The sequence below is a fragment of the Rhizobium sp. CFBP 13644 genome (genome assembly GCF_014842165.1).
In the GTDB taxonomy this organism is placed as follows: Bacteria; Pseudomonadota; Alphaproteobacteria; order Rhizobiales; family Rhizobiaceae; genus Agrobacterium; species Agrobacterium tumefaciens_C.
Genome location: NZ_JACYVF010000001.1, coordinates 451847 through 474248 on the forward strand (window position 1 = coordinate 451847; position 22402 = coordinate 474248).

The following is a 22402-nucleotide window of genomic DNA, read 5'->3' on the forward strand; positions in this document are numbered from 1 at the left end:
CAAAAAAACGCCACCCGGCTTCCGCAGGATGGCGTTTGAGAAGATCGGCACGGCCAACAATCGATCAGATGACGACGTGAGAGCCAAGCTCCACAACGCGGTTGGCGGGCAAGCGGAAGTAATCGGATGGATCGGCCGATGTTTCAGCAAGGGCAATGAACAGCCGGTTCTGCCATCCCGGCATGCCAGACTTGGGGTCTTGCACCAGCTTGCGTCTGCCCAGATAGAAGGATGTCGACATGATATCGAACTTGTAGCCGGTGCGGCGCAGATATCCCAAGGCCTGCGTCACATTCTGCGTTTCCATGAACCCGAAGTGAAGTTCGACAACGACGAAGCGTTCGCTGACCTTGGTGATCGTGTATCGACGATCAGGATGGACGCGGGGCGTGTCTTCGGTGCGTATCGTCAGGATCACATTCTTGTCGTGCAGAACGTGATTGTGCTTGAGGTTGTGAAGCAGTGCAGCAGGCGCCGTCTCCGGGTCGCCCGTCAGGAAAATCGCCGTACCGGGGATACGAACCGGGCCATGGGCACTCTCTTTTTCCACCGACGAAACGAAAGCCTTCAACGGAACGTCCGTGCGGCGTGTCTTGGCGAAGAGGATTTTCGAGCCGCGCTGCCATGTCATCATGATGATGACGAAGGCGACGGCCATCAGCACCGGCACGTAGCCGCCGTCGTGGATTTTCAGAAGGTTTGCACCCAAAAAAATCATTTCAAGCGAAATGAACGGCAAAATCACCAGAAGAGCGAGGGATTTCGACCACTTCCAGTGTGTGCGGGTAAACTGGAAGAACAGCAGGCTGGTGACGACCATCGCGCCGGTCACAGAGATACCGTAGGCCGTGGCCAGAGCGTCCGAGCTTTTGAAGGTCAGCACCAGTGCCACGACGCCAAACAGCAAGACGGTATTGACCGATGGCAAATAGATCTGGCCGGTGTTTGTTTCAGACGTAAACAGAATCTCCATACGCGGCAGGTAGCCCAGATGGATGGCCTGGCGAACGAGCGAGAAAGCACCCGTGATAACCGCCTGGCTGGCGATGATTGTAGCCGCCGTTGCCAGAATAACCGCTGGAAGCAAGGCCCATTGCGGAAACATCAGGTAAAACGGATTGGACATGGCCGAGGGGTCTTTCAGCACAAGCGCGCCCTGCCCCAGATAGTTCAACGTGAGAGCCGGAAAGACAAGCACGAACCATGCCCATTGAATGGGTCTGCGACCGAAATGTCCCAGATCCGCATAAAGCGCCTCTGCACCGGTGATGGTCAGGAAGACAGCGCCCAGCACGACCAGACCGTAGAAGCCTTCGGCAAGCAGAAACTCGACGGCATGCCATGGGTTGAAGGCATAGAGAATATTGTAATCATCCGAGATATGGATGAGGCCAACGAAGCCCATGACGAAGAACCAGACGGCGGTGATAGGGCCGAAAAACTTCGCGACAACTTCGGTGCCATGCGACTGGATGGCGAAAAGCCCGACCAGAATAATGACCGAGATGGGAATGATGAAGGAATCCATCTGCGGGGTGACGAGCTTCAGGCCCTCAACCGCCGACAGCACTGATAGTGCCGGGGTGATCATGGCGTCACCCATGAAAAGGGCAGCGCCAATGAGGCCGAGCATGATCAGCACGCTACGCTTGCTGCCAGCAGATTTCATCAAAAGAGCCAAGAGCGACAGGGTGCCGCCTTCGCCATCATTATCCGCACGCAGCAGAAAACAGATATATTTGATGGTGACGATGATGGTCAGCGCCCAGATCATCAAGGAAATGAGGCCGATCACTTCAGCCTCGGTGACGCCATCGTGCGAAATTGGCTTCAAGGCTTCACGAAAAGCGTAGAGCGGGCTGGTGCCGATATCGCCATAGACGACGCCGACAGAACCCAGCATGGCTGCAAAAAAGCCCGTCGTGCGGCGATCATCCGCCTCCGGCTTTTCGGAGTTATCCTTATCCAACGCGTGAGACATGGTGTTTCTGACCGGTTAGAGCCAGCCCTTCCAACGGAAAATGATGAATGGAATGATGGCCGATATCAACATGATGAAAATTGCCAGCGGATAACCATAGGTCCACTGCAACTCAGGCATGACGTTGAAGTTCATTCCGTAGACAGATGCCACAAGTGTTGGCGGCAGGAACACGACAGACGCAATGGAGAAGATTTTGATAATCGCGTTCTGTTCGACATTGATGATGCCAAGCGATGCGTCCAGCAAAAACGTCAGATTGCCGGAAATGAACGATGCGTGTTCCGACAGGGACTGAATATCACGGCCGATGGAGCGACCTGTTTCCTTCGCTTCCTTATCCTGCTGAACATTGGGCGTTGCTTGCAGAAAAGACTGTAGGCGGGCCAATGATGCGAGGCTATCGCGCACTTTTGAAATGAGACGGTGATAGCCCGAGATATCGGCAAGCTTGTCTTCCAGATAGCGGGGGGCCTTGCGCTTGCTTCGAGCCTGATCGCCGAAAATTCCAGCAGCCACCGTGTCGATGCGGATGACCGAATTTTCGATGATTTCCGCCGTGCGGTCCACGATGGTTTCGAGAAGCTTCAGCAGCAGAGCCGCACCGCTGCGCATATCATGCGGCACACGGGTGATGGCCGCAATGAAGAGATTGAAGGATTTGGGTTCGGCATATCTGATGGTGACGAGCCTGTTTCCGACAAGGATGAAGGCAACATCGGTCAGGCGTGGATCTTTTGAATCCGCATTCCAGACCAATGACCCTGTCATGAAGACGTTTCCATCTTCCACGTAAAGGCGGCTGGAGGGCTCGATGTCCTTGAGATCCTCGCGGGTCGGCAACTCGACGCCAAGCAGTTGCTCGACGCGAATTTCTTCAGCCCGGTCAGGGTTGATCAGGTCAATCCAGACAATATCATCCGAAATCTGCTGAACCGATGGGTCCGCCGACAGGCTGATTGCCTCGCAATTGGAGCGATAGGCCTTGATCAATCAGTTTCTCCGGTCAGCATCCCGACGAATGCCGGAAGGCTGCTCTAACACAAACCGTATGCCTTCCGCAAACGCCCGGAATGGGCGGCGGACCAAACGGCGCGGCCTATGCTCTGAATACCCATAAGAATCAAGGAGTATTTTTCACAGCGCCATAGCCGCCAAGCCGGAATGAGCGTGCGGCTTGCTGGGGCATAGTCGAATGCAGATCGGGCCGTCCGCCGTTACTAGCATTTGTATAAGCTTTTAGAATCAGTGGCTTGATCGACTAAAACGGCCTTCAGAGACTTCTCGCGAAAACAGAAACTCTCGTTCCACGCAACCGGAGCGAGGGGCTGTCAAGCTGTACCATAGATCAATTGCTATGCGCCGGGCGCATCGGTTGTCCACCTTATTCGAAGACGATACGCGGTGCGGGTTTGCTCAGGCCAGCGCCCATCTGGGTCCAGACGCGCTGTGCAATCTCGCGGTAAATCTGCGCCTGGGGTCCGTCTGGCTCCGCCACGACAACGGGGGTTCCGGCATCGGACAATTCACGAATGGAGATTGTAAGCGGCACTTCTCCCAGAAATGGAACGCCGATGCGCTCCGCTTCCGCACGCGCGCCACCATGGCCAAAAATATCGTACCGCGCACCGGTATCGGGGGCGATAAAGTAGCTCATGTTTTCGATGACGCCTAGGAGAGGCACTTCCACCTTCTGAAACATGGTGATGCCTTTTCGAGCATCGATCAGGGCCATATCCTGCGGGGTAGACACAATAACCGCGCCAGCCAGCGGCACTTGCTGGGCAATGGTTAGTTGCGCGTCACCCGTGCCCGGCGGCATGTCCAGCACCAGCACATCAAGCTCACCCCAGGCCACTTCGCGCAGCATCTGCATCAGCGCAGACTGGACCATCGGCCCACGCCAGATCATCGCGGCTTCTTCATCCACCAGAAAGCCCATCGACATGACCTTGAGGCCGTAATTTTCCATGGGGATGATGGTGCGCCCTTCACCCTGCTGCGGGCGACCGGAAAGTTTGAGAAGCCGAGGCAGCGATGGTCCATAAATATCGGCATCCAGAATGCCGACACTCAGGCCAAGCGTTTGCAGCCCCAGCGCCAGATTGACGGCTGTGGTGGATTTGCCGACGCCACCCTTGCCGGATGCAACAGCAATGATGGCGCGGATGCCGGGAACGCCCGTTTTGACGCGCGGCTGTGCGGCACCTGCCTGTGGAGCTGGCGAGGGCTTTGGGACCTTTGGCTGGGCGGGAGCGGAACCGGGTTTGCGGTCGGCGGTCAGCGTGACCATCGCCGCCTTGATGCCGGATACGCCAAGGGCGGCTTTTTCTGCTGCAAGCCGCAGGGGCTCCATACGATCGGCCTCTGCTGCAGGAACGGTAATCGAAAAATAGGCCTTGTTATCGGCAATGAAAATTTCCGACACCATGCCAAGCGCGATGATGCTTTCATTACCGCCCGGATAGGCGATGCTTTTCAACGCTTGCTCGATTTCGTTCTTGCCGGCCTGTGCCATATCAGTTTCCATTATGCTGCATCCGCAGCCTTCCATAACCAAGTGCTTCCGTTTCGCCAATGATAAAGCGTAACCGCTCTTGCGATCCTGGCCGGTCACATCTTCGTATCGGCACCAAGATTCTCGGGATCGAAGATGCGCCCGTCGAAAAAGGCGTCAGGCCCGAGCACGAGGCCAGACCGGGATGCACCCACGATGACAGGCACTTTCAGCGTCCCCTCCAACTTCATATTGGCAGAGGGAACCGGGAGAAAAAGCGGCTTGATCGCCTTGCGGAAAATATCCGGACGATAGGCGCGCGCCGCGGCGTCATACGCGCTTTCATCAGCGGCGGCATCCGGGGCAAGATCGTTGGGCAAACCCATCTGACTGAAGAACCACAGCGCCTGGCTCTGCCAGGGAAAGTTGACGGCTTTGCCGCTTGTGGCAAAGAAGCCGGGGCATTCCAGCATGCGCGTAAGGGAATGAGAGATAAATCCTGTCAGGGCAGGAAGAATAAGCTCCTTATCCATATTAAGGCATTGAGGCGCACCTAGAATACCCGCGAGCTCCTGAATATTGGCATGGCTGGAGCACCATTCGCCCGCCCGGTAAAGCGCACGAATCATCGCCTCTAATGTGTCAGGCTCAGACCGTGCCCAAGCGTCTGACACGGCCAGGACCTTCTCCGGCGCGTTCTGCCAGATATGCGACTTGGTTGTAAGAATGCGCGCCGATCCACGCAATACGGCAACGGTTCCATAAGGTTCTGATCCGTAAAAGCCATCGATCTCCCCGGCCTCCAGCATATCAGGCATATCGCTCGGCGTCGCTTCGACGAGGGTGAGGTCGTCGCCGATATGCAAGCGGGCGCTGTTCAGAAGATAATGCAACTCCAATGCAGATGCAGAGAGCGGATGTTCGACAGCCAAGGCCAGCGGCTTCAACCTCGCTGACTGGCGGGACGCGGCAACGCGGCCGAGAGCACGGGCCAATGTGGCTGGGTCTGGTATCTTCATTCCCTGCTCGACCAGATCGTCATGCAAATCCTGGGCGGCGGCAAAGGTGGCACCACCTGTGGCCAGCACGAAGGGCGCTGCAAAACCGGCTGGAATATCGCCGAGACCAAGCGCTGAAGCCACCGGGAGGGAGGCGGACAGATGAAGGCCCTGCAGATCGCCGTTACGCCACTCGGCTAGAAGTTCGTGCACGGAGGATTTTTTGACCAGATGAAGAGACACCCCTTCATCTGCGGCAAAGCCTTTTTCAGCGGCAACGACAAGCACCGCGCAATCGATCGTCGGAGAAAATCCAGCCTTGAAGCTTCTCGAAGCTGCCAAACGAATCTCATCTCCTCTGCCACCTGCAACAGCAAGAATTGCCTACGTCGATGCAGATAACAATCCAGAAAATAGAAATATTTCTACTTGATCAAACCGACGCGCAAAGCCTTTGCGACAGCTTGCGTCCGGTTGACAGTGTCCAGCTTTTTCGTCGCGCGATTTAGATAGTGATTGACGGTATGCTCCGACAAAACCAGGATTTCCGCAATCTCTGCGCTGGTTTTTCCCGCCGCCGTCCAGTTGAGACAGTCGATCTCGCGATCCGTCAAGGTACCGGTCACGCGGGAATCAAGAGTTCTCACATGCGCAAGGCGGCTGAAAACATGAGCGCACACATAGGCAATCTCTGCCACGAATGCCGGTGGAAAGTCCGTGCGGCTGCCGTGGAAGGAGATTGCGCCTCTTTGCCCTGTGTGATCCTGCACCGGGCACCAGAGCGACTTCACCATATCAAAGCGGGTGAAGAGATCGAGAATGGTCTTGCCGACCGTGTTATCGTGCCCGCTTTTCAAAAGCTCGGCATCGACAAAAAACGGTACGCTGGTCCGCTTCAAGGCACGCAACACATTGCTGCGCGGCAACAGGCCTTCATGGTCATATTGATGCAACAATTCAGCTGGCCAGTTTGTAATGACCGTGTATTGCGAGAGATCCAGAGCAATATGATCTGGAAGATTGACAACCATAAAAGCTTTCATGCCCCAGGCTTCAGTTGTCTTTTTAAGAAAACGAAATATATCGAACTGAGTGCTCAGCTCTGCTACTTCTGCCGCGCTCTCCGCCCCAGGCTGCGCGTCGCAGGAAATCTTTGGTTCCAACATTTTTTTGGTTCTTTATGCGATAGACTTAAATGAATGAGACTCGATAAGATAAAATAACACTACATCAATAGCAGCGCATTGTTTTTTTTGCACACAAAAGTTGATATTTACAAATTATCGCAATTTTCGCGCATGAATATTGTTATTGCCTATTCGCCCACAATTTTAAGTATTTACTCGCTTACAGGCGGTAGGCGCACCATCAAATCGGCCGAAATATTCTTCGCTGCTTCACGGACAAGGTCTGCCCATCCTTCAAGACGCGGCCTGCTGAGCCGATAGGCGGGTCCGGTGACCGAAATAGCGGCATAAATGCGCCGTCCCGGCAGTGGCACCGGCACCGCGATACACTGTATTCCGGCCTCGTGTTCTTCCAGATCAAAACCAAAACCCTGAGAGGCGATGTCACCCACTGCCTGCTTCAGATCCTTTGCCGTGACAATGGTATTGGACGTGTAGGGCTGAAACGCCATGGTCTCAATGATAGCGTCGAGCTCCGCCTGCCCTAAAAGCGAAAGTGCTGCCTTGCCGACACCGGTGCAATAGGCTGGTGAAACACGACCGATCTGCGAATACATGCGCACCGCCTGCTTGCCATCGATCTTGTCCAGATACACGATCTCCGCGCCTCTCAGCACACCGAGATGGACCGCTTCCTGCGTCTTTTCCTGCAGGTCTCGAAGATGAGGTGCCGCGACAGTGCGCAGGTCGCTGCTGCTCCACGCCTGGGAAGCGAAACTCAGCAAACGCAGACCAGCCACATAGGTCTGATCGCCTCTCTGCTCCAGCAAACCCTCATCCAGAAGATGCGCAAGTTGACGGTGCAGCGTGCCACGCGGCTGGCCGCTGCGCTGCAAGATATCGGTGAAACGAAGCGGCTGTGGCGACATCACCACCAGCTCCAGCAGGGAAATCGCCTTGCCGAGTGTTCCCGTGGTACTTTCAACCGTCGTGTCACCGCTTCGAGGCATGATACTGGTCTCCCCGTGCGCTATTGTCACGCTTGACAGACACCAAGCGGACAGCGCACTATTCCGATTATTGAAACTTAGTTCCAAATAATGGAACGCGCAATCCTTTCCGAGTGATATGTTGAGCGAAAATTTCTCACCCACTTCTGAATTTGTAGATGACGGCATTCTGATTACGGGCGGCGGTTCGGGTATCGGGGCGTCGCTGGTGGCAGCCTTTGCCGATCGAGGGGCAAAAGTTGCCTTCATCGATATCAATGAAACTGCAGGCACACAGCTGGCTGAAACGCTATCTGCACGCACACGCCACCCGGTCACGTTCATCAAGGCTGATTTGCGGGACCAGCCGCAACTGGCGCGGGCCGTGACAGATGCGGCGCAGGCGACGGGTGGCATCAAGGTGCTGGTCAACAATGCTGCATGGGATGACCGCCACGATATCGATACGGTGACGAGCGAATATTGGGATCAAAACCAGGCGATCAATCTGAAGCCGGTTTTCTTCGTCACACAGGCCGCCCTGCCCTATTTGCGACAGGCCCATGGTGCGTCGATCATCAACTTTTCCTCCATCTCCTACCTCTTGAACATGGGCGAGTTGCCCGCCTACACCGCCGCCAAGGCAGGCATCATCGGCATGACGAAAAGCCTTGCCGGGCGTCTGGGTCAAGAGAACATCCGCGTAAACGCGATTTTGCCGGGCATGATCGTGACCGAACGCCAGAAAAGCCTTTGGCTGAACGATGACACCATCTCGCAAACAGTGGGCAGACAATGCCTCAAACGCACCCTGACGGCAGAGGATCTTGTCGGTCCCTGCCTCTTTCTGGCCTCTTCAGCATCCGCTGCCATGACGGCCCAAACCATGATCATTGATGGAGGTCTTTTATAATGTCTGATGCCGCATATGTTGCAGTGGACTGGGGTACGACCAGCTTTCGGCTCTGGCTGATCAGCCAATCGGGCGAAGTGCTTGGTGAGCGCCGAAGCAACGAGGGCATGACAACGGCAATGCAAACCGGCTTTTCGCAGGTGCTTGCATCCCATCTCTCTGCTCTTTCCGCGCCATCGGGCCTGCCGGTGATCATTTGCGGTATGGCGGGTGCGAGACAGGGTTGGGTCGAAGCGGGCTATGTCGATGTTCCCGCGAATTTGGCGCAAGTGCTTGATGGCGCTGTCCGGGTGCCGGGCGAAACGTCAGATGTACGCATTCTGCCGGGCCTTGCGCAGCGCGCAGCCGACAAGCCGGATGTGATGCGCGGCGAAGAAACGCAGCTTTTGGGCGCGCTTTCTGCCGATTACAGGTCCGGGGAGCAATTGGTTTGCATGCCGGGCACCCATTCCAAATGGGTCAATGTCGCCAATCTTGAGGTTACAGGCTTCTCCACATTCATGACCGGAGAGCTGTTCGATGTCATATCGAAACACTCCATCCTGTCCCATGCGGTTGCCGATGCCGGGAGCTTCACCGGTGACAGCGAAGCCTTCCGAACGGCTGTATCGCAAAGCTATTCCAACCCGCAAATGGCGACGAACCACCTGTTCACGGTGCGGTCTGGCCAATTGCTGCACGGCCTGTCTGCGACAGATGCCAAGGCGAAACTGTCTGGCACGATGATCGGGCTGGAAATTGCCGGCGCGCATTCCGCAGCCTCGAAAATGGCGCAGGTCGTTCTCATCGCATCCGGTTCACTGGGTGCGCTCTACGAAGCAGCGTTCAATGCGCTTTCCATTGATTTCGTCACCATTGATGCAGATGAAGCCGTGCGTCGCGGGCTTGTTGCAGCTGCAAACGCCATTTGGCACTGAGGAGTTTTCCATGCGTATTCCCTTCCCTTCCATGAAATACCCGCTTGTCGCAATTCTGCGCGGCATTCGCCCTGAAGAAACCGAGGGTGTGGTAACAGCACTTCTGGAAAGCGGCCTGCGAGCCATCGAAATTCCGCTCAATTCACCAGACGCCTTCCGCTCCATCGAAATGGCCGTCAAGCTGGCGCCAAGTGACGCGCTTATCGGCGCTGGCACCGTATTGACCGTCGAAGACGTGGCTAAGGTGGACGCCGTTGGCGGAAAGCTGATGGTCAGCCCGAATGTCGATGTGGATGTCATCACTGCTGCCAGAGAAAAAGGCATGGTCACCATGCCGGGTGTGCTCACGCCAACAGAGGCGCTTCTGGCGCTCAAGGCAGGCGCAACCGGGCTCAAATTCTTCCCCGCCAGCGTGCTTGGACCATCCGGTCTCAACGCTATCAGAGCCATTTTGCCCAAGGATACGCTCGTTGCGGCAGTCGGCGGTGTATCGGACAAGAATTTCACAGACTACACGAGCATTGGCATCACGGCCTTTGGCCTTGGAACCAGCCTGTACAAGCCCGGCATGACCGTCGATGATGTGCGCGCCCGCGCCATCGCCACCGTCACGGCCTATGATCTAGCAATCGGAGCTTAAGGCATGGCAGACATTCATGACTTCAAGGGAAAGGTGCTTGACCCAACACAGATGATGCTGGGCGAAGGGCCGAGTTTCGACCCGATCACCAACACATTGTGCTGGCTGAATATTCTGGGCAAGGAGCTTCACGCGCTTGACCTGACAAGCAACACCAAAACGGTGCATGCCCTGCCCTTCATGGCAAGCGTCGTTGCACGTATCGATGATAAGCGTCAGTTGCTGGCCTCCGATGAGGGCCTCTTCATTCGGGACCGCGCAACAGGGGAGCTGACGCTCCACGTCGATTTTGAGCCCGGCAAGCCCGGCAACCGCTCCAATGACGGGCGCATTCACCAGAGCGGTGCATTGTGGATCGGCACCATGGGCAAGAAGGCCGAGGATGGCGCCGGATCGATCTATCACGTCGCGGGCGGCAAGGTGACGCCGCTGTTCGACAAGATCAGCATCAGCAACGCCATCTGCTTTTCCCCTGACGGCGCGACCGCTTACTATGTCGATACGCGCGTGAACCAGTTGATGAGCCTTCCCGTCGATCCGCAAACAGGTCTGCCGACCGGCGCGGCCAAGGTGTTCATCGATCAGGCGGGTCAGAAGGGCGGCATTGATGGCGCGATCTGCGATGCGGATGGCAATATCTGGAATGCGCGCTGGGGCGTCGGCGCGGTGGATCAATATTCACCGAACGGACAGCACTTAGCGCGCTATGAAGTTCCGGCAGCACAGACGACATGCCCTGTGTTTTTCGGCGCATCGGCAGACCGCATCGGCGTGACCTCGGCTTGTGAGGGCCTTGATGATGCGACCATCAAAGCCAATCCCCTCTACGGCGCGACTTTCGATCTCGGCATCGAGGTTAAAGGGATGCTGGACGCCGCCTATCGGCTCTAAGCCCATCAGAATAATGACTGACAAAGGCGCCTGACGGGCGCCTTTTTCGTCAGCCAAATTCGCGGGCGGAGTGGTTTATGTCGCGGTAGTTTTCCTGAAGGTAGCGTTGCGTTGCGGCGGCATCGACCGGGCGACCATAAAAATAGCCCTGCCCCATGCCGCAGCCGAGGCACCGCAGTTTCTCGGCTTCCGCCTTGTCTTCAATGCCTTCTGCCACAACCTGCAGATCCAGCCCGTCACACATGGCAACGATTGCCTTGATGATGTGCTCTGACGGTCTATCGGTGGTGATGCGCGACACGAAAGCACGGTCGATCTTGACCTTGTCGAAGGAAAAATCACGAAGCCTGCCAAGGCTCGACTGGCCCGTGCCAAAATCATCCAGAGAAATCCGAATACCGGCATGTTGAAGGTCGGTCAGGATGCGCTGGGCCGTATCGGCCGATGTCATGACCGCAGTTTCGGTAATCTCAAGCTCCAGCCGTCGTGGATCAAGCCCGACGCGCCTCAGAATGCTGAGAATATTTTCAGCGGTACCGGGGTCCATCAGTTGCGCGGAAGAGAGATTGAAGGACAGGAACAGTTCTCGCGGCCATGAGAGCGCGGCTTCCGCTGCCTTGCGCAACAGCAGTTCCGATAGCGCATCAATAAAACCACGCTCTTCGGCCAGAGGCACGAAGACGGCGGGAGAAACAAATCCAAGATCAGGATCATTCCACCGCGCCAGAGCCTCGAAGCCGATGACCGTGGCATCGCTGAGCCGAACGATTGGCTGGAAATGCACATCAAGCGTGCCGCTGATGATGGCATGTCGCAATGCCTGTTCGAGCTGCGTCGCGCTTTTCATCTCCTGCGCAATTTCACGCGAATAGACGGTGATCTGGCCGCGGCCACGCCGCTTGGATCGATAAAGCGCCGTTTCCGCACTTTTGAGAAGATCCTCGAACTCATTACCTGCAAAGGGATGGATCGCAAAGCCGAAGGATGATGACAGCCTTACGTTCCGGTCTCCCAGATCGTAGGGGGCGGAAAGCACGTCCTTGATCATTTGCCCAACGCGCTCGGCCCCGGTGCGTTCGAAAACCAGCGGCAATACGAATGCGAATTCGTCACCGTCATGGCGGGTAACGATCGCCCCATCCGGCACGCAGGCTCTCAGGCGATGCGCGACCTGACACAGGATTTCATCGCCCGCTTCGGCGCCAAAAAGGTCGTTGATCGGTTTGAACCCATCGATATTCGCTACGCCAATCGTGAAGGGCGCGGGGTCACTTGCCCGCTCGGCTGCCAGCATCACAATTTTGTCGCGAAGCCTGTAGCGGTTTCCCAGTCCCGTCAACGGGTCGCGGTAAGCCATCGCCTGCAATTCATGCTGGCTCACCTGCGGCGCATTTCGCTCTGGCGATTTCATTCGCGCGTCCTGATCGAGGGAGTGCGGGTTATCTTGCAATATGATTTGGTCTCACGAAACATTAGCGCGGAAATGTGCGAAATAGCTATCAATATTCAGGGTATCTTCTTCCGCAGTGACGGTACGGCGTCTAAATACTGGCACGGTGCTCTCGCTGGGGCAGATAACGCTTCAAGATCAGTTCGATCATATCGGGACTGATAGGTTTGAGCAGCATATCATCCATGCCGGCATCTAGGCAGGCTTGCCGATCACCCTCGAACGCCTGGGGTATGACACCGATAATCGGGGTGCGCCCACGCTCGCCCCCAACCATGCCACGCACGCGTCGTGCCGCTTCAAACCCGTCGAAATCCGGCAGGGTGGTGTCCATCAAAATGAATGCGGGCTTTTCCGTTTCAAACAACCTGAGGGCATCACGGCCCGTGGAGGCGATCCGGTAACTCAGGCCAAGACCATCCATAATCTGCGAAAACACGATCTGATTGATGCTGTTGTCTTCAACCACGAGAACATCGAGCCCGCTCTTCTTGGCGGGCGCTGGAGGCGTACCTGTAGAAATCTCCCAGCCAGTATCGGTTTGGACAGGTGAAAGGGTGCGGCTCGCGAGCCGGAAATGGCGGGAAATCTCCGTGATCAGCGAGCTTTCCAGCAGATAGTCATCCACCGTCACGGCATCGACGCCATAGGTCTGGGGCAGATCCAGACAGGCAATATCCATTTGCACATCGACAATCACAAGATCGATGCGCACTCCGGCAGAGGTGGCATATTCCATGAACGCCTTCTGCTCGTGCTGCGTCGACACCATGGCGCAATCCACACCAACCGCGGTCATTTTACGCATGGCCAGATCGCCCAGTGAGGCATTGGGTGTGACCAGCAGAATACTGCGGCCCTTCAAGACCTGCGATGCCTGATGATGCTCATCATCCATGTAGGATGAGGCCACGAACGACATGTGCTCCAACCCGCGAATGACGCTCTTGCCATCCGCGCCTGCACTCGCAAAGGCGGTCACGTCATCCATGGTCGTGACAAGAAAATACCGGCCAGGCTTGCCGACCCTTTGCTTTCTGGTGATGACCAGTGCTTCTTCACCGGTCAGACGCGTGACGCGCTCCGGCAGAATGGCGGGCGTGCCTGTTTCCAGAACATGGCGGTCCATCGCGTCGATGCGCGAGGCAAGCGGATCGGAATGGATATCGGAAACCGTCCGGCCCAGAATAAGATCGGCTGACGTTTCCAGAAGGGCACAGCCAGCCTTGTTGACGCCGACATACGTTGTGGTGTGATCCTTGACGAAAATGGACAGGGGCAGCGTGTCGAGAATTTCTTCTGTCAGCTGCACACGCTCTACATCCAGGCGCCACTGATCTTCCCGCTTTTTCTGCTCGGTTATTTCACTGATGACGCAAATGCCGAGGCCAGAGGGAAAGCGCCGTTTGACGAAGCGCAGCCACCTGCCACCGGCACGCGGCTCCACCGTTTCCGAACGCTCTTTCCAGTGCGAAGACAATTGTTCGGCGATCCACTCGTCGCGTTCGATATTGTGCGCAATCGAAGGGCCGTCCACTTCGCGCCGACTGTCGTACAAAGCAGCGAGCAAATCCCTAAGGCGCGTGCCTATGCCTAGCTTTAAGTCAGGGATGGGTAGATGGGCGGGAACACGGCTGTTGATGAAGATGATACGATCATTGCGATCATAGATGACGATAGCAGCAGAGATCGCATCGCAAACGGCGTCGAACATGGCAGTTTGAATATCTGCGCAGACCGACACCTCATCCTTCATTGCATTTCCTCACAGGCACTTCTCAAGGCAAAATCAACTCACAAAAAACCGGCCACGGACCGTGGATAAATGGATAAAACGAAGGACATGCGGGATTTTGACTTGAAGCAGACTGGACAAGATGCGACGGCCCCAGCTTTCCGTCGCACATCCGCTGGCAATGCCAGAGGAATATAGTTGCTGAACTCATTTCAAGCAGTTTCGACTTTAGAAGCTTTCCCTTAAGAGGCGCTTAACGGTGTCGCTTCGAAAGATTTAGCGGGACAAGCAGGCGATTGGTCGCGTCTTGCATGATTTTCCTTTCATAAGACGGGCGAATCCTCGAAAATAGATCCATGTCCATCAAGCAACTATCCGAAACCCTGATCAACCAGATTGCCGCAGGCGAGGTTATCGAAAGACCCTCAAGCGCCGCCAAGGAATTGATCGAAAACGCAATCGACGCAGGCGCCACGCGCATCGAGATTGCGACCGCTGGCGGCGGCAAGGGTTTGGTGCGCATTTCCGACAATGGTTGCGGCATGTCTCCAGCCGATCTGGAGCTTGCGGTACGGCGGCACTGCACGTCCAAGATTTCCACGACGCTGGATGATATCCGCACTCTGGGTTTTCGCGGGGAAGCGCTTCCGTCAATCGGTTCGGTTGCCAGATTGACAATCACCAGCCGCCAGCAGGGTGCCGCCGAAGGCGCAATCATTTCCGTTGCGGGCGGCAAGCTCTCACCTGTCCGCCCGGCCCCTTCCAACACCGGCACCATTGTTGAGGTGCGTGACCTTTTCTTTGCCACGCCGGCGCGGTTGAAATTCCTGAAAACCGAACGGGCGGAAGCTGCAGCGATCACGGAAATCGTCAAGCGCATGGCGATTGCCTTCCCGCATATCCGGTTTGTGCTGTCTGGGACGGACCGCTCGACGCTGGAGTTTGCGGCCACGGGTGACGACCATCTGGCCCGCATGGCGCAAATCCTCGGCATGGATTTCAAGGATAATGCCATCGAGATCGATGCCGGGCGGGAAGACGTGACACTGACCGGATTTGCTGGTGTGCCGACTTTCAATCGCGGCAATTCGGCTCACCAATATATGTTCGTGAATGGTCGCCCTGTGCAGGACAAGCTGTTGCTGTCAGCCATTCGCGGGGCCTATGCGGAGACGGTGCCGCACGGTCGCTATCCGATTGCGGTTCTGTCGCTGCAACTTGATCCGGCGCTTGTCGATGTCAACGTGCATCCGGCCAAATCGGATGTGCGCTTTCGTGACCCGGGCTTGGTCCGCGGCCTCATCGTGGGCGCCATTCGACAGGCGCTGACCCGTGAGGGCGACCGCGCTTCCACCACGGGTGCTGCGCAAATGATGAATGCATTTCGTCCCGGCTATAGTCCATCGACCATGCGTTCGCAGCCAACGCAGGCATGGTCACCCGCAAACTCACCGTCGCGCCCTCTTTCCGTGCAGGATGGTCTGGCGCTTCGCGAGGCGGCGCAATCTCAGTTCACCGACATTACCATGCCAACGGCTCGCGCCGACGCCGCAGAGCAGGCAAACAGCATCGACACAGGCACAGAACCCACCCGTTTTCCGCTGGGAGCTGCCCGCGCACAGGTTCACGCCAATTACATTGTCGCGCAGACGCAGGACGGTCTTGTCATCGTGGATCAACATGCAGCCCACGAACGTCTTGTGTTCGAGGAAATCCGAAAAGCGCTGCATTCCAAGCGCCCGCCTTCGCAGGTGCTGCTGATACCGGAAATCGTCGATCTGCCTGAGGAGGACTGTGACCGGCTGATGGACCACGCCAGTGGGTTCGACAGCATGGGCCTTGCCATCGAACGTTTTGGACCGGGCGCCGTGGCGGTGCGCGAAACGCCCGCCATGCTTGGCGAAGTCAACGTGCAGGGTCTTGTTCGCCAATTGGCCGATGAGATAGCCGAGTGGCACACAGCCACCAGTCTCGCCAGCAAGCTGGAATATGTCGCAGCCACCATGGCCTGCCACGGCTCGGTGCGGTCTGGCCGTCGCATGCGCCCGGAAGAGATGAATGCGCTTTTGCGGCAGATGGAAAACACGCCGGGGTCAGGCCAGTGTAATCATGGTCGCCCGACTTACATTGAGCTCAAGTTGGCTGACATCGAAAAGCTGTTTGGACGAAGTTGAGATAGTGCCGTGTTGAGGCTGGCATTTTGGCCATTGCATCCTTAAAAAGATCCGACGTCAGGAGACAGGCAGATGAACAGATTTGAAGGCGGCAGCAACCGCGAAGCGAAGGTCGAATATCTCGATGGCGATATGCGTATCGTGCAGACAGGTTCGCATGTCGTCTGCGCCATGACGGGCAAACATATACCGATCGATGAGCTTCGTTACTGGAGCGTCCTACGTCAGGAAGCCTATGCAGATGCAGCAGCATCGGTTGAAGCGGAAAAGCGCGCCGGAGCTCTGCCAAACCAGCGCCGCAACGCCTGACCTCGGCCACGCAAGACATCCGTCTCCCAAATTAATCGATGATTCGCCCTGCCCGGCAGGAACGATCGCACCCAATGCCGGTTAGCCGGGTGTGTGACCAAGATGCACGATTTTCAATAGGAGACTGACATGGCCGAGAAGACACTCGACGATCTTTTCTATGACACGCTCAAGGACATCTATTATGCCGAGCGTCAAATCCTGAAAGCCCTGCCGAAAATGGCCCGCGCCGCCATGGATAAGAAGCTGAAGGCCGCCTTCGAAAAGCACAAGGAAGAAACCCAGGGGCAGATCGAACGCCTCCAGGAAGTCTTTGAAATCATCGGCAAGCGCGCGCAGGGCAAGACCTGCGAAGCCATCCAGGGCATCATTGCCGAGGGTGAAGAAATCATCGAAGATTACAAGGGTTCTGTGGCGCTCGACGCTGGCCTTATTTCCTCCGCGCAGGCCGTGGAACACTATGAGATTACTCGTTACGGAACTCTCAAGGCCTGGGCTGAAAAGCTCGGATATACCAAGGCCGTTGCGCTGCTGGATGCAACGCTGCAGGAAGAATCCACAACGGATGAAGACCTGACCAAGCTGGCAGGCTCTTCTATCAATGCTGCGGCCCAAAAGGCAGCTTGATCTTCCAACCACGCATAAAAAAGCCGGGCATCTCGCCCGGCTTTTTCGTTATGGTGCCGTGGTATTCGTAGAGCTTGGATTTCTATCCGTACCCTCCGTTGGCGGCGTGGTGCCGGAAGGCGTATTGTTATCGAATGTCTGAGTGCCCTGCGCACCCGGGTTAGGCGTGGCCGATGGTGAGGTCGAGCTGGTAGCTGGCGCTGTTTCTGTTGTTGCAGGTGCTGTGCTCTCACCCCAGCTCTCCGCAACGATCCAGACCGCGCCGGCAAGCACAAGACTGATGACCAGAATGATCAGAACAGGGCTGCCCTTGAACCCCTGACGGCTCTCCTTCGGTGAAAAGACTTTCTTTTCCGTATTTTCCTGCGGCATGAAATCCTCCTGAAATCGTGGAGCGACCAAATGTGGCGCTCACATCATCAAGGAAAGCCCGCCAAAGGTAGATAGTTCCAGCAGGCCAGGATATTCGCCCTGCACCTTTGCACCCTCAAGCCTCTCGCAGCTTCCTGTTGCGGCAATTCTGTAGAGCAGTGTCGATGATACCGCGCGCCACAGCCGGGTCGTCGAAGACCATATCGATATCGATGACCAGCGTCTGGCTCAGCAGGTTGGCCGCGCTGCCATGATGACCCTTCAGCCGAACGGCATCCTTGGCGGTGGTTACCAGCGCCACACCCAGCCTATCCGCCTCGGCCATGAGGTCGCTGATTTCCTCGTCGCTGAAATGATGATGGTCGGGGAAAGATCGCCTCGCGACGATGTCCCCCCCAAGCTCTTCGACGGTGCGAAAGAATTTGGCAGGATCGGCGATGCCGGCATAGGCAAGCACTTTAGTGCCCGCAAAGTTGGGCTGAGGCCGTGGTCGGATGGAGGATACAAAGACCGGCTTTCCAGCACGCGCAGCCGTTCGAACGATGGTCTCTGCCGCTTTCCCGTTGCCGACCTTCAAAAGCCCTGTCAGTTGACGCATCTGCTCATCCAGCGGCGCACGCACGGGACCGCCGGGCACAAAGTGGCCGTTGCCGATACCGCGCTGCGTATCGATGACGACGAGCGCATAATCCAGTGTCAAACGCGCGCTTTGGAAACCGTCATCCATGATGATGAGATCGACGCCTTCTTCGACCAGACGCCGCGCACCCTCCACCCGCTTTCGGGAAATGACCGTTATTGCTTCACGCGCCAGCAACAGGGGTTCATCGCCCACATCCTGAGAACGATGGTGTTCAGCCTCGACCAATGTCGTCACATCCAGCGTGCCGCCATAACCACGGCTGAGGAAACCGGGCTTCAAGCCCATCTCCAGCGCGGCCTGGGCGATGGCGATGGCAGTGGGGGTCTTGCCCGCACCGCCGACCGTGAAGTTGCCAATGCAAATGACCGGGACAGGAACGGAGGCCCGCTTTGCCGTCCGCATGCGTTTTCCGGCCACCTTGCCATATACGAACGAGAAGGGTGACAGTGCCCAGGCCTGCCAACCGGATTTTTCCCACCAGAATGGCGGCGCTTCCGAAACCATGCGTTCCCAAACTCCCGCGTTTGCCTTTGGTAGAAGCAGCTATCTGCCAGAAAGGTGAGGAATTTGCAAAGAGGGCGGCTTTCAGATCGGCCAGTCAGCTCGTCGCTACGGATGGTAGGAGCGTTTCAAGGCCGGTAATATCGTCGAAACAATAGTCGCAATCCGCAGACAGGCTTGCCTTCGAGCCGGTGCCGGTCAGCACTGCGATGCACAGGCCCGCGCCTGCGTTTCTACCCATGTGAAGGTCGTGATTGTTGTCACCCACCACAGCCACACAGTCCGGAGAAAGGCCAATGGCCTTGCAAAAACCCAGCACCATGCCCGGCCCTGGCTTGGTGCCATGGCCACTGTCATAACCGGCCACAAAATCAAGATCGGCCTCGAAACCGAACCGACGGGCAAGCTCACGGATCGATGCTTCATTGTCGCTCGAGGCAATGCCGAGCCTGTAGCCACGGCTCTTCAGTCGCGCAAAGAAAGCCTTGAGATCGGTGACGGCGACGGATTTTCCGGCTGCCTGCGTGAAAAGCTGATCGAGGCGCTTTGTGAGGTCTGATAGATCGCAGGGAGACCCTGCTGCCACAAGCCCTTGCGCAATCTGCACCGTGTTGCCAGCCGCCAACAGGCTATCGGGTGTGACATGGCCGGATACCGGGTCCATGCCGCAGGCCAGAAGCAGCTGATCCGCCAGCGCTGCATCGCCATTGGCGGCAATCGCTGCGAGTTCACGGTTGACGGGACCCCAGCTGGCATCATAGCCAATGAGCGTTCCATCCTTGTCAAACAGAATTGCCCTGATGGATGCGGGGGACTTTCGAGAAGCGTCCGTCGGCATGATCAACCAGCCGCACTGCGTGGCTGGAGTTTTGCCGTCACCGTCAGGGGGTTGATGTAGGGCTCCAGGGCCTTGACCGTGAGCGAAAGCGCTCCGCGCATATCCTCGATGACCTTGCCACCCGCATCGATCATCTTGTACCGCTCATTGTCGTTGACCAGCAGATAATGCACGGCTTTCGCCAGCATTTCCACGTCTTTTATGATACGGCCACCGCCTGAGCGGAGCAGCTTCTGATAGGCATCGCGGAAATTCTGCACATGCGCACCTGATAGCACGGCGCAATCCAGCATGGCTGGTTCCAGAGGGTTCTGGCCGCCTTCCGCCGTCAGCGAACGACCGACAAAGGCAAGCTCGGTCAGACGCAGATAAAGCCCCATCTCACCAATGCTATCGCCCAGAAAAATATCCGTCTGCGGCGTAATCACATCGCCCCGGCTTCTGCGGGCGACAGTCAGGTTCATGCCTTTCAGCATCGTCTCGATCTCATCGGCGCGTTCGGGATGGCGCGGTACGATGATAGTGAGCTGGTCATTGCGAGACTTGATGGCCGCGTGCACGGTGGCCGCAGCCTTCTCCTCGCCATCGAAGGTCGAGATCGCAGCCCATGTCTTGCGCGTGCCGATCTGGCGTCGGTAGGTTTCAAGAAGGACTGGATCATGCGGCGGCGGGTCGGTGTCACCCTTGAGGTTTCCAGACACAAGGACAGGCCACGAACCCAGATCTCGAAACCGTTCCGCATCGACATCGGACTGCGCCACGACCAGAGCCAGCTTGCTGAACAGCGCCTCGGCCAGATCCGGCCGGTTGTGCCAGCGTCCAAAAGAACGATCGGACAGGCGGGCATTGACGCGGATCTGCGGGATGTGACGACGCTCGAGCTCCATCATAGTAACAGGCCATATCTCGGATTCGGCAGTAATGGCCGCATCCGGTGTCCAGTAGGTCAGGAAACGGTTGATCGAGATTTTGATATCCAGCGGAACATACTGGTGGATGACGTCATCGCCCAAACGCGCCTTGCTGACCTCAGCCGAGGTCACGGTTCCGGTTGTCAGCAAAACATGGATATCGCGTTTGCGAATTTCGCGGATGAGCGGAATGAGCGCCAGCGTTTCACCCACGCTTGCGGCGTGAAACCAGACGAGCGGACCACGGGGGCGATCTGCGCTTGGAAAGCCGAAGCGCTCCATGCGGCGGCGCTTGTCTTCCTTGCCCTTGGCAGCACGATACATGAGGTAAGGACGGGCGAAAGGATAGGCGGCGACGCCAGCAATTCTGTAACCCGAAAGGGCGAAACGTGCGATACGGCTGTTCATGACATGCTGCCTTCGATCATTTCGCGCAATGCTTTCCCCTATGATCCCTGCCAGAGTGTAGAGCCAAACAGACCGGGCCACTCACAGTCGCCGTCTTTTCTGGCTAGACATCGAAACGACCCGAAAACGCGCACGCGCTTCTCGCCCATCGCCTGAAGGCTATGTCATACAAAAATGCGACTTTTTTGTTTCAGAGCAGACATTGCCTGCGGAAATATGCCGCTACCCCAGATGTTGTGCGTGCCCTAAGGGGACTCGCACAATTTTTCCCTGCATCTGGTATAATACAAACCAAGTCGGAAACCAGTGGTTATTTGCTGTCAGGCTCCAGCAAACGGTGCATATGCACTATAAAATAACGCATATGGGCGTTGTCCACAGTCTGCTGCGCTTTTGACTTCCACGCTGTCAGCGCCGATGCATAGTCAGGAAAGATACCAACGATATCCAGTGCCTTCAGATCACGAAACTGCACTTCCTGAAGATTTTCGAGTTCGCCGCCGAACACAAGGTGAAGAAGCTGTTTCTGGTCGCCCGCTACAGTCATTTTTTCTCTTCTTTCTAATCGTCCATTTGTCCCAAGAGTGTTTCATCTGCGGGATTTCGCCGTAAAAATCAACCTCTGTCAGACAGGTTGAGCGGCCCCAGCAAGGCCGGAAGAACATGGTTGGCCGCTGCGCACAGTTGCGGATGCGTCACCTGGCGCCTGTTGTAGATCAGGGTGTTGCCATCAATATCCACAAGGCTGCCACCCGCCCGCTGCAAAATGAGATCGGCTGCCGCGAGATCCCAGTCATGGGAATGGGGCTTGACCAATGTGCCATCGATGCGCCCATCCGATACCATGGCCAAGCGGTAAGCAAGCGATGGCACGTGGGCGATGCGGTGGACCCTTGCCTTGACGGAAGGGTCGAGGCGGGCAATCACATCTTCCGGTGCTGCCAAATGAATCTGCTCACCGCCAGCAGAGGTGACAGAGAGCGGCTGTCCGTTTTTGAGCGCAGGGCCAACTGTCAGTGCGCTGAACTCTTCATCAAAGGCTGGCGCAAACAGCGTCGCCGCAACAGGCCTGCCGCGATGAACGACGGCAACGCTGACGCACCACGTGTCCTTGCCGCCAATAAAGGCGCGTGTGCCGTCAATGGGATCCACGACGAACACCGTCTCTTTCGACAGCCGATCTTCGTCATCATCCGTCTCTTCCGAAAGCCAGCCATAATCAGGCCGAGCCTTGCGAAGCACGGTTTCCAAAATCTCGTTGGCAGCATAATCGGCAGCGCTGACGGGCGAATGGCCTTGCTTCCACCAGACCTCCGGGTCTTTGCGGAAAAACGTCATGGCTACACTGCCAGCCTGTCTTGCGGCATCTACAATGAGGTCAAGGTCGGAGCGCCAGTCTGCTCCTGTTGCGTCGTTCATATGCTCGTCGTTCGTTGCGCGGTCAGCGGGTTGGCCTATTTCCATGCCCGAACATGCGCATG

Annotated in this window: 21 protein-coding genes; 7 read left to right on the top strand and 14 right to left on the bottom strand. The window is 56.8% G+C overall.

Translation table 11 applies throughout. The features are described 5' to 3' along the window. Positions 1 to 64: 64 nt before the first annotated feature. From IFT53_RS02180 to IFT53_RS02205, 6 genes are all read right to left on the bottom strand, one after another. Positions 65 to 1903: a potassium transporter Kup gene (locus tag IFT53_RS02180; protein ID WP_244656221.1), complete on the bottom strand. Its 1839-nt coding sequence runs from the start codon at positions 1901 to 1903 to the stop codon at positions 65 to 67. 93 nt (positions 1904 to 1996) lie between these two features. Continuing rightward, positions 1997 to 2974: a magnesium transporter CorA family protein gene (locus IFT53_RS02185; RefSeq protein WP_042618115.1), complete on the bottom strand. Its 978-nt coding sequence runs from the start codon at positions 2972 to 2974 to the stop codon at positions 1997 to 1999. Positions 2975 to 3365: 391 nt separating this feature from the next. Beyond that, positions 3366 to 4499: an Mrp/NBP35 family ATP-binding protein gene (locus IFT53_RS02190; protein ID WP_192063850.1), complete on the bottom strand. Its 1134-nt coding sequence runs from the start codon at positions 4497 to 4499 to the stop codon at positions 3366 to 3368. Between the two features lie 95 nt (positions 4500 to 4594). Continuing rightward, positions 4595 to 5818 (bottom strand): ABC transporter substrate-binding protein, encoded by a 1224-nt coding sequence (locus tag IFT53_RS02195; protein WP_192063500.1) that lies wholly within the window; start codon positions 5816 to 5818, stop codon positions 4595 to 4597. Between the two features lie 83 nt (positions 5819 to 5901). Then, complete coding sequence (locus tag IFT53_RS02200; protein WP_042618114.1) at positions 5902 to 6642, bottom strand: helix-turn-helix transcriptional regulator; 741 nt, start codon at positions 6640 to 6642, stop codon at positions 5902 to 5904. A gap of 173 nt (positions 6643 to 6815) precedes the next feature. Beyond that, entirely contained in the window at positions 6816 to 7613 is a 798-nt protein-coding gene (locus IFT53_RS02205; RefSeq protein ID WP_192063499.1) for an IclR family transcriptional regulator, read from the bottom strand. 121 nt (positions 7614 to 7734) lie between these two features. On the opposite strand from IFT53_RS02205, the gene IFT53_RS02210 reads away from it, so the two are divergent. Genes IFT53_RS02210 through IFT53_RS02225 form a run of 4 tightly spaced genes read left to right on the top strand, consistent with a single transcriptional unit; the run spans position 7735 to position 10953 of the window. Beyond that, positions 7735 to 8505 carry an SDR family NAD(P)-dependent oxidoreductase gene (locus IFT53_RS02210; protein ID WP_446737644.1) on the top strand — a complete coding sequence of 257 codons (771 nt, stop codon included), beginning with the start codon at positions 7735 to 7737 and terminating at the stop codon, positions 8503 to 8505. Continuing rightward, positions 8505 to 9422 carry a 2-dehydro-3-deoxygalactonokinase gene (locus tag IFT53_RS02215; protein WP_192063497.1) on the top strand — a complete coding sequence of 306 codons (918 nt, stop codon included), beginning with the start codon at positions 8505 to 8507 and terminating at the stop codon, positions 9420 to 9422. The genes IFT53_RS02210 and IFT53_RS02215 overlap by 1 nt, the downstream gene beginning before the upstream one ends. 10 nt (positions 9423 to 9432) lie before the next feature. Continuing rightward, entirely contained in the window at positions 9433 to 10062 is a 630-nt protein-coding gene (locus tag IFT53_RS02220) for a 2-dehydro-3-deoxy-6-phosphogalactonate aldolase (RefSeq protein ID WP_042618110.1), read from the top strand. A 3-nt stretch (positions 10063 to 10065) separates the two neighbouring features. After that, positions 10066 to 10953, top strand: a complete 888-nt coding sequence (locus tag IFT53_RS02225; RefSeq protein WP_192063496.1) for an SMP-30/gluconolactonase/LRE family protein — start codon at positions 10066 to 10068, stop codon at positions 10951 to 10953. Positions 10954 to 11002: 49 nt separating this feature from the next. On the opposite strand, the gene IFT53_RS02230 is transcribed toward IFT53_RS02225, so the two are convergent. Both IFT53_RS02230 and IFT53_RS02235 read right to left on the bottom strand, forming a co-directional pair. Then, the gene (locus IFT53_RS02230) at positions 11003 to 12364 is read right to left on the bottom strand and encodes a putative bifunctional diguanylate cyclase/phosphodiesterase (RefSeq protein ID WP_042618108.1); all 1362 of its coding nucleotides are present in this window, start codon (positions 12362 to 12364) and stop codon (positions 11003 to 11005) included. 130 nt (positions 12365 to 12494) lie between these two features. Continuing rightward, on the bottom strand, positions 12495 to 14159 hold the full coding sequence (locus tag IFT53_RS02235) for a response regulator (protein WP_192063495.1): 1665 nt from the start codon (positions 14157 to 14159) through the stop codon (positions 12495 to 12497). Between the two features lie 335 nt (positions 14160 to 14494). Here IFT53_RS02235 and mutL point away from each other — a divergent pair, with 335 nt between their 5' ends. The 3 genes from mutL to IFT53_RS02250 all read left to right on the top strand — a co-directional run bounded on the left by mutL (position 14495) and on the right by IFT53_RS02250 (position 17248). After that, positions 14495 to 16312, top strand: a complete 1818-nt coding sequence (mutL, locus tag IFT53_RS02240) for a DNA mismatch repair endonuclease MutL (protein ID WP_192063494.1) — start codon at positions 14495 to 14497, stop codon at positions 16310 to 16312. Positions 16313 to 16384: 72 nt separating this feature from the next. After that, positions 16385 to 16621, top strand: a complete 237-nt coding sequence (locus IFT53_RS02245; RefSeq protein ID WP_042618105.1) for a DUF2093 domain-containing protein — start codon at positions 16385 to 16387, stop codon at positions 16619 to 16621. Positions 16622 to 16750: 129 nt separating this feature from the next. Continuing rightward, a complete protein-coding gene (locus IFT53_RS02250; RefSeq protein ID WP_192063493.1) occupies positions 16751 to 17248 on the top strand; it encodes a YciE/YciF ferroxidase family protein in 498 nt (165 codons plus the stop codon). 48 nt (positions 17249 to 17296) lie between these two features. On the opposite strand, the gene IFT53_RS02255 is transcribed toward IFT53_RS02250, so the two are convergent. The 6 genes from IFT53_RS02255 to IFT53_RS02280 form a co-directional block, all read right to left on the bottom strand. Then, the gene (locus tag IFT53_RS02255) at positions 17297 to 17620 is read right to left on the bottom strand and encodes a hypothetical protein (protein WP_192063492.1); all 324 of its coding nucleotides are present in this window, start codon (positions 17618 to 17620) and stop codon (positions 17297 to 17299) included. Positions 17621 to 17735: 115 nt separating this feature from the next. Continuing rightward, entirely contained in the window at positions 17736 to 18767 is a 1032-nt protein-coding gene (gene lpxK / locus IFT53_RS02260; protein ID WP_192063491.1) for a tetraacyldisaccharide 4'-kinase, read from the bottom strand. 94 nt (positions 18768 to 18861) lie between these two features. Next, positions 18862 to 19602, bottom strand: a complete 741-nt coding sequence (locus IFT53_RS02265; protein WP_192063490.1) for an HAD family hydrolase — start codon at positions 19600 to 19602, stop codon at positions 18862 to 18864. Positions 19603 to 19604: 2 nt separating this feature from the next. Beyond that, complete coding sequence (gene waaA, locus IFT53_RS02270) at positions 19605 to 20921, bottom strand: lipid IV(A) 3-deoxy-D-manno-octulosonic acid transferase (protein ID WP_192063489.1); 1317 nt, start codon at positions 20919 to 20921, stop codon at positions 19605 to 19607. 310 nt (positions 20922 to 21231) lie between these two features. Further along, positions 21232 to 21468 carry a DUF4170 domain-containing protein gene (locus tag IFT53_RS02275; protein WP_042618099.1) on the bottom strand — a complete coding sequence of 79 codons (237 nt, stop codon included), beginning with the start codon at positions 21466 to 21468 and terminating at the stop codon, positions 21232 to 21234. Between the two features lie 68 nt (positions 21469 to 21536). Continuing rightward, positions 21537 to 22340 (bottom strand): 3'(2'),5'-bisphosphate nucleotidase CysQ, encoded by an 804-nt coding sequence (locus IFT53_RS02280; protein WP_192063488.1) that lies wholly within the window; start codon positions 22338 to 22340, stop codon positions 21537 to 21539. Positions 22341 to 22402: the final 62 nt, after the last annotated feature.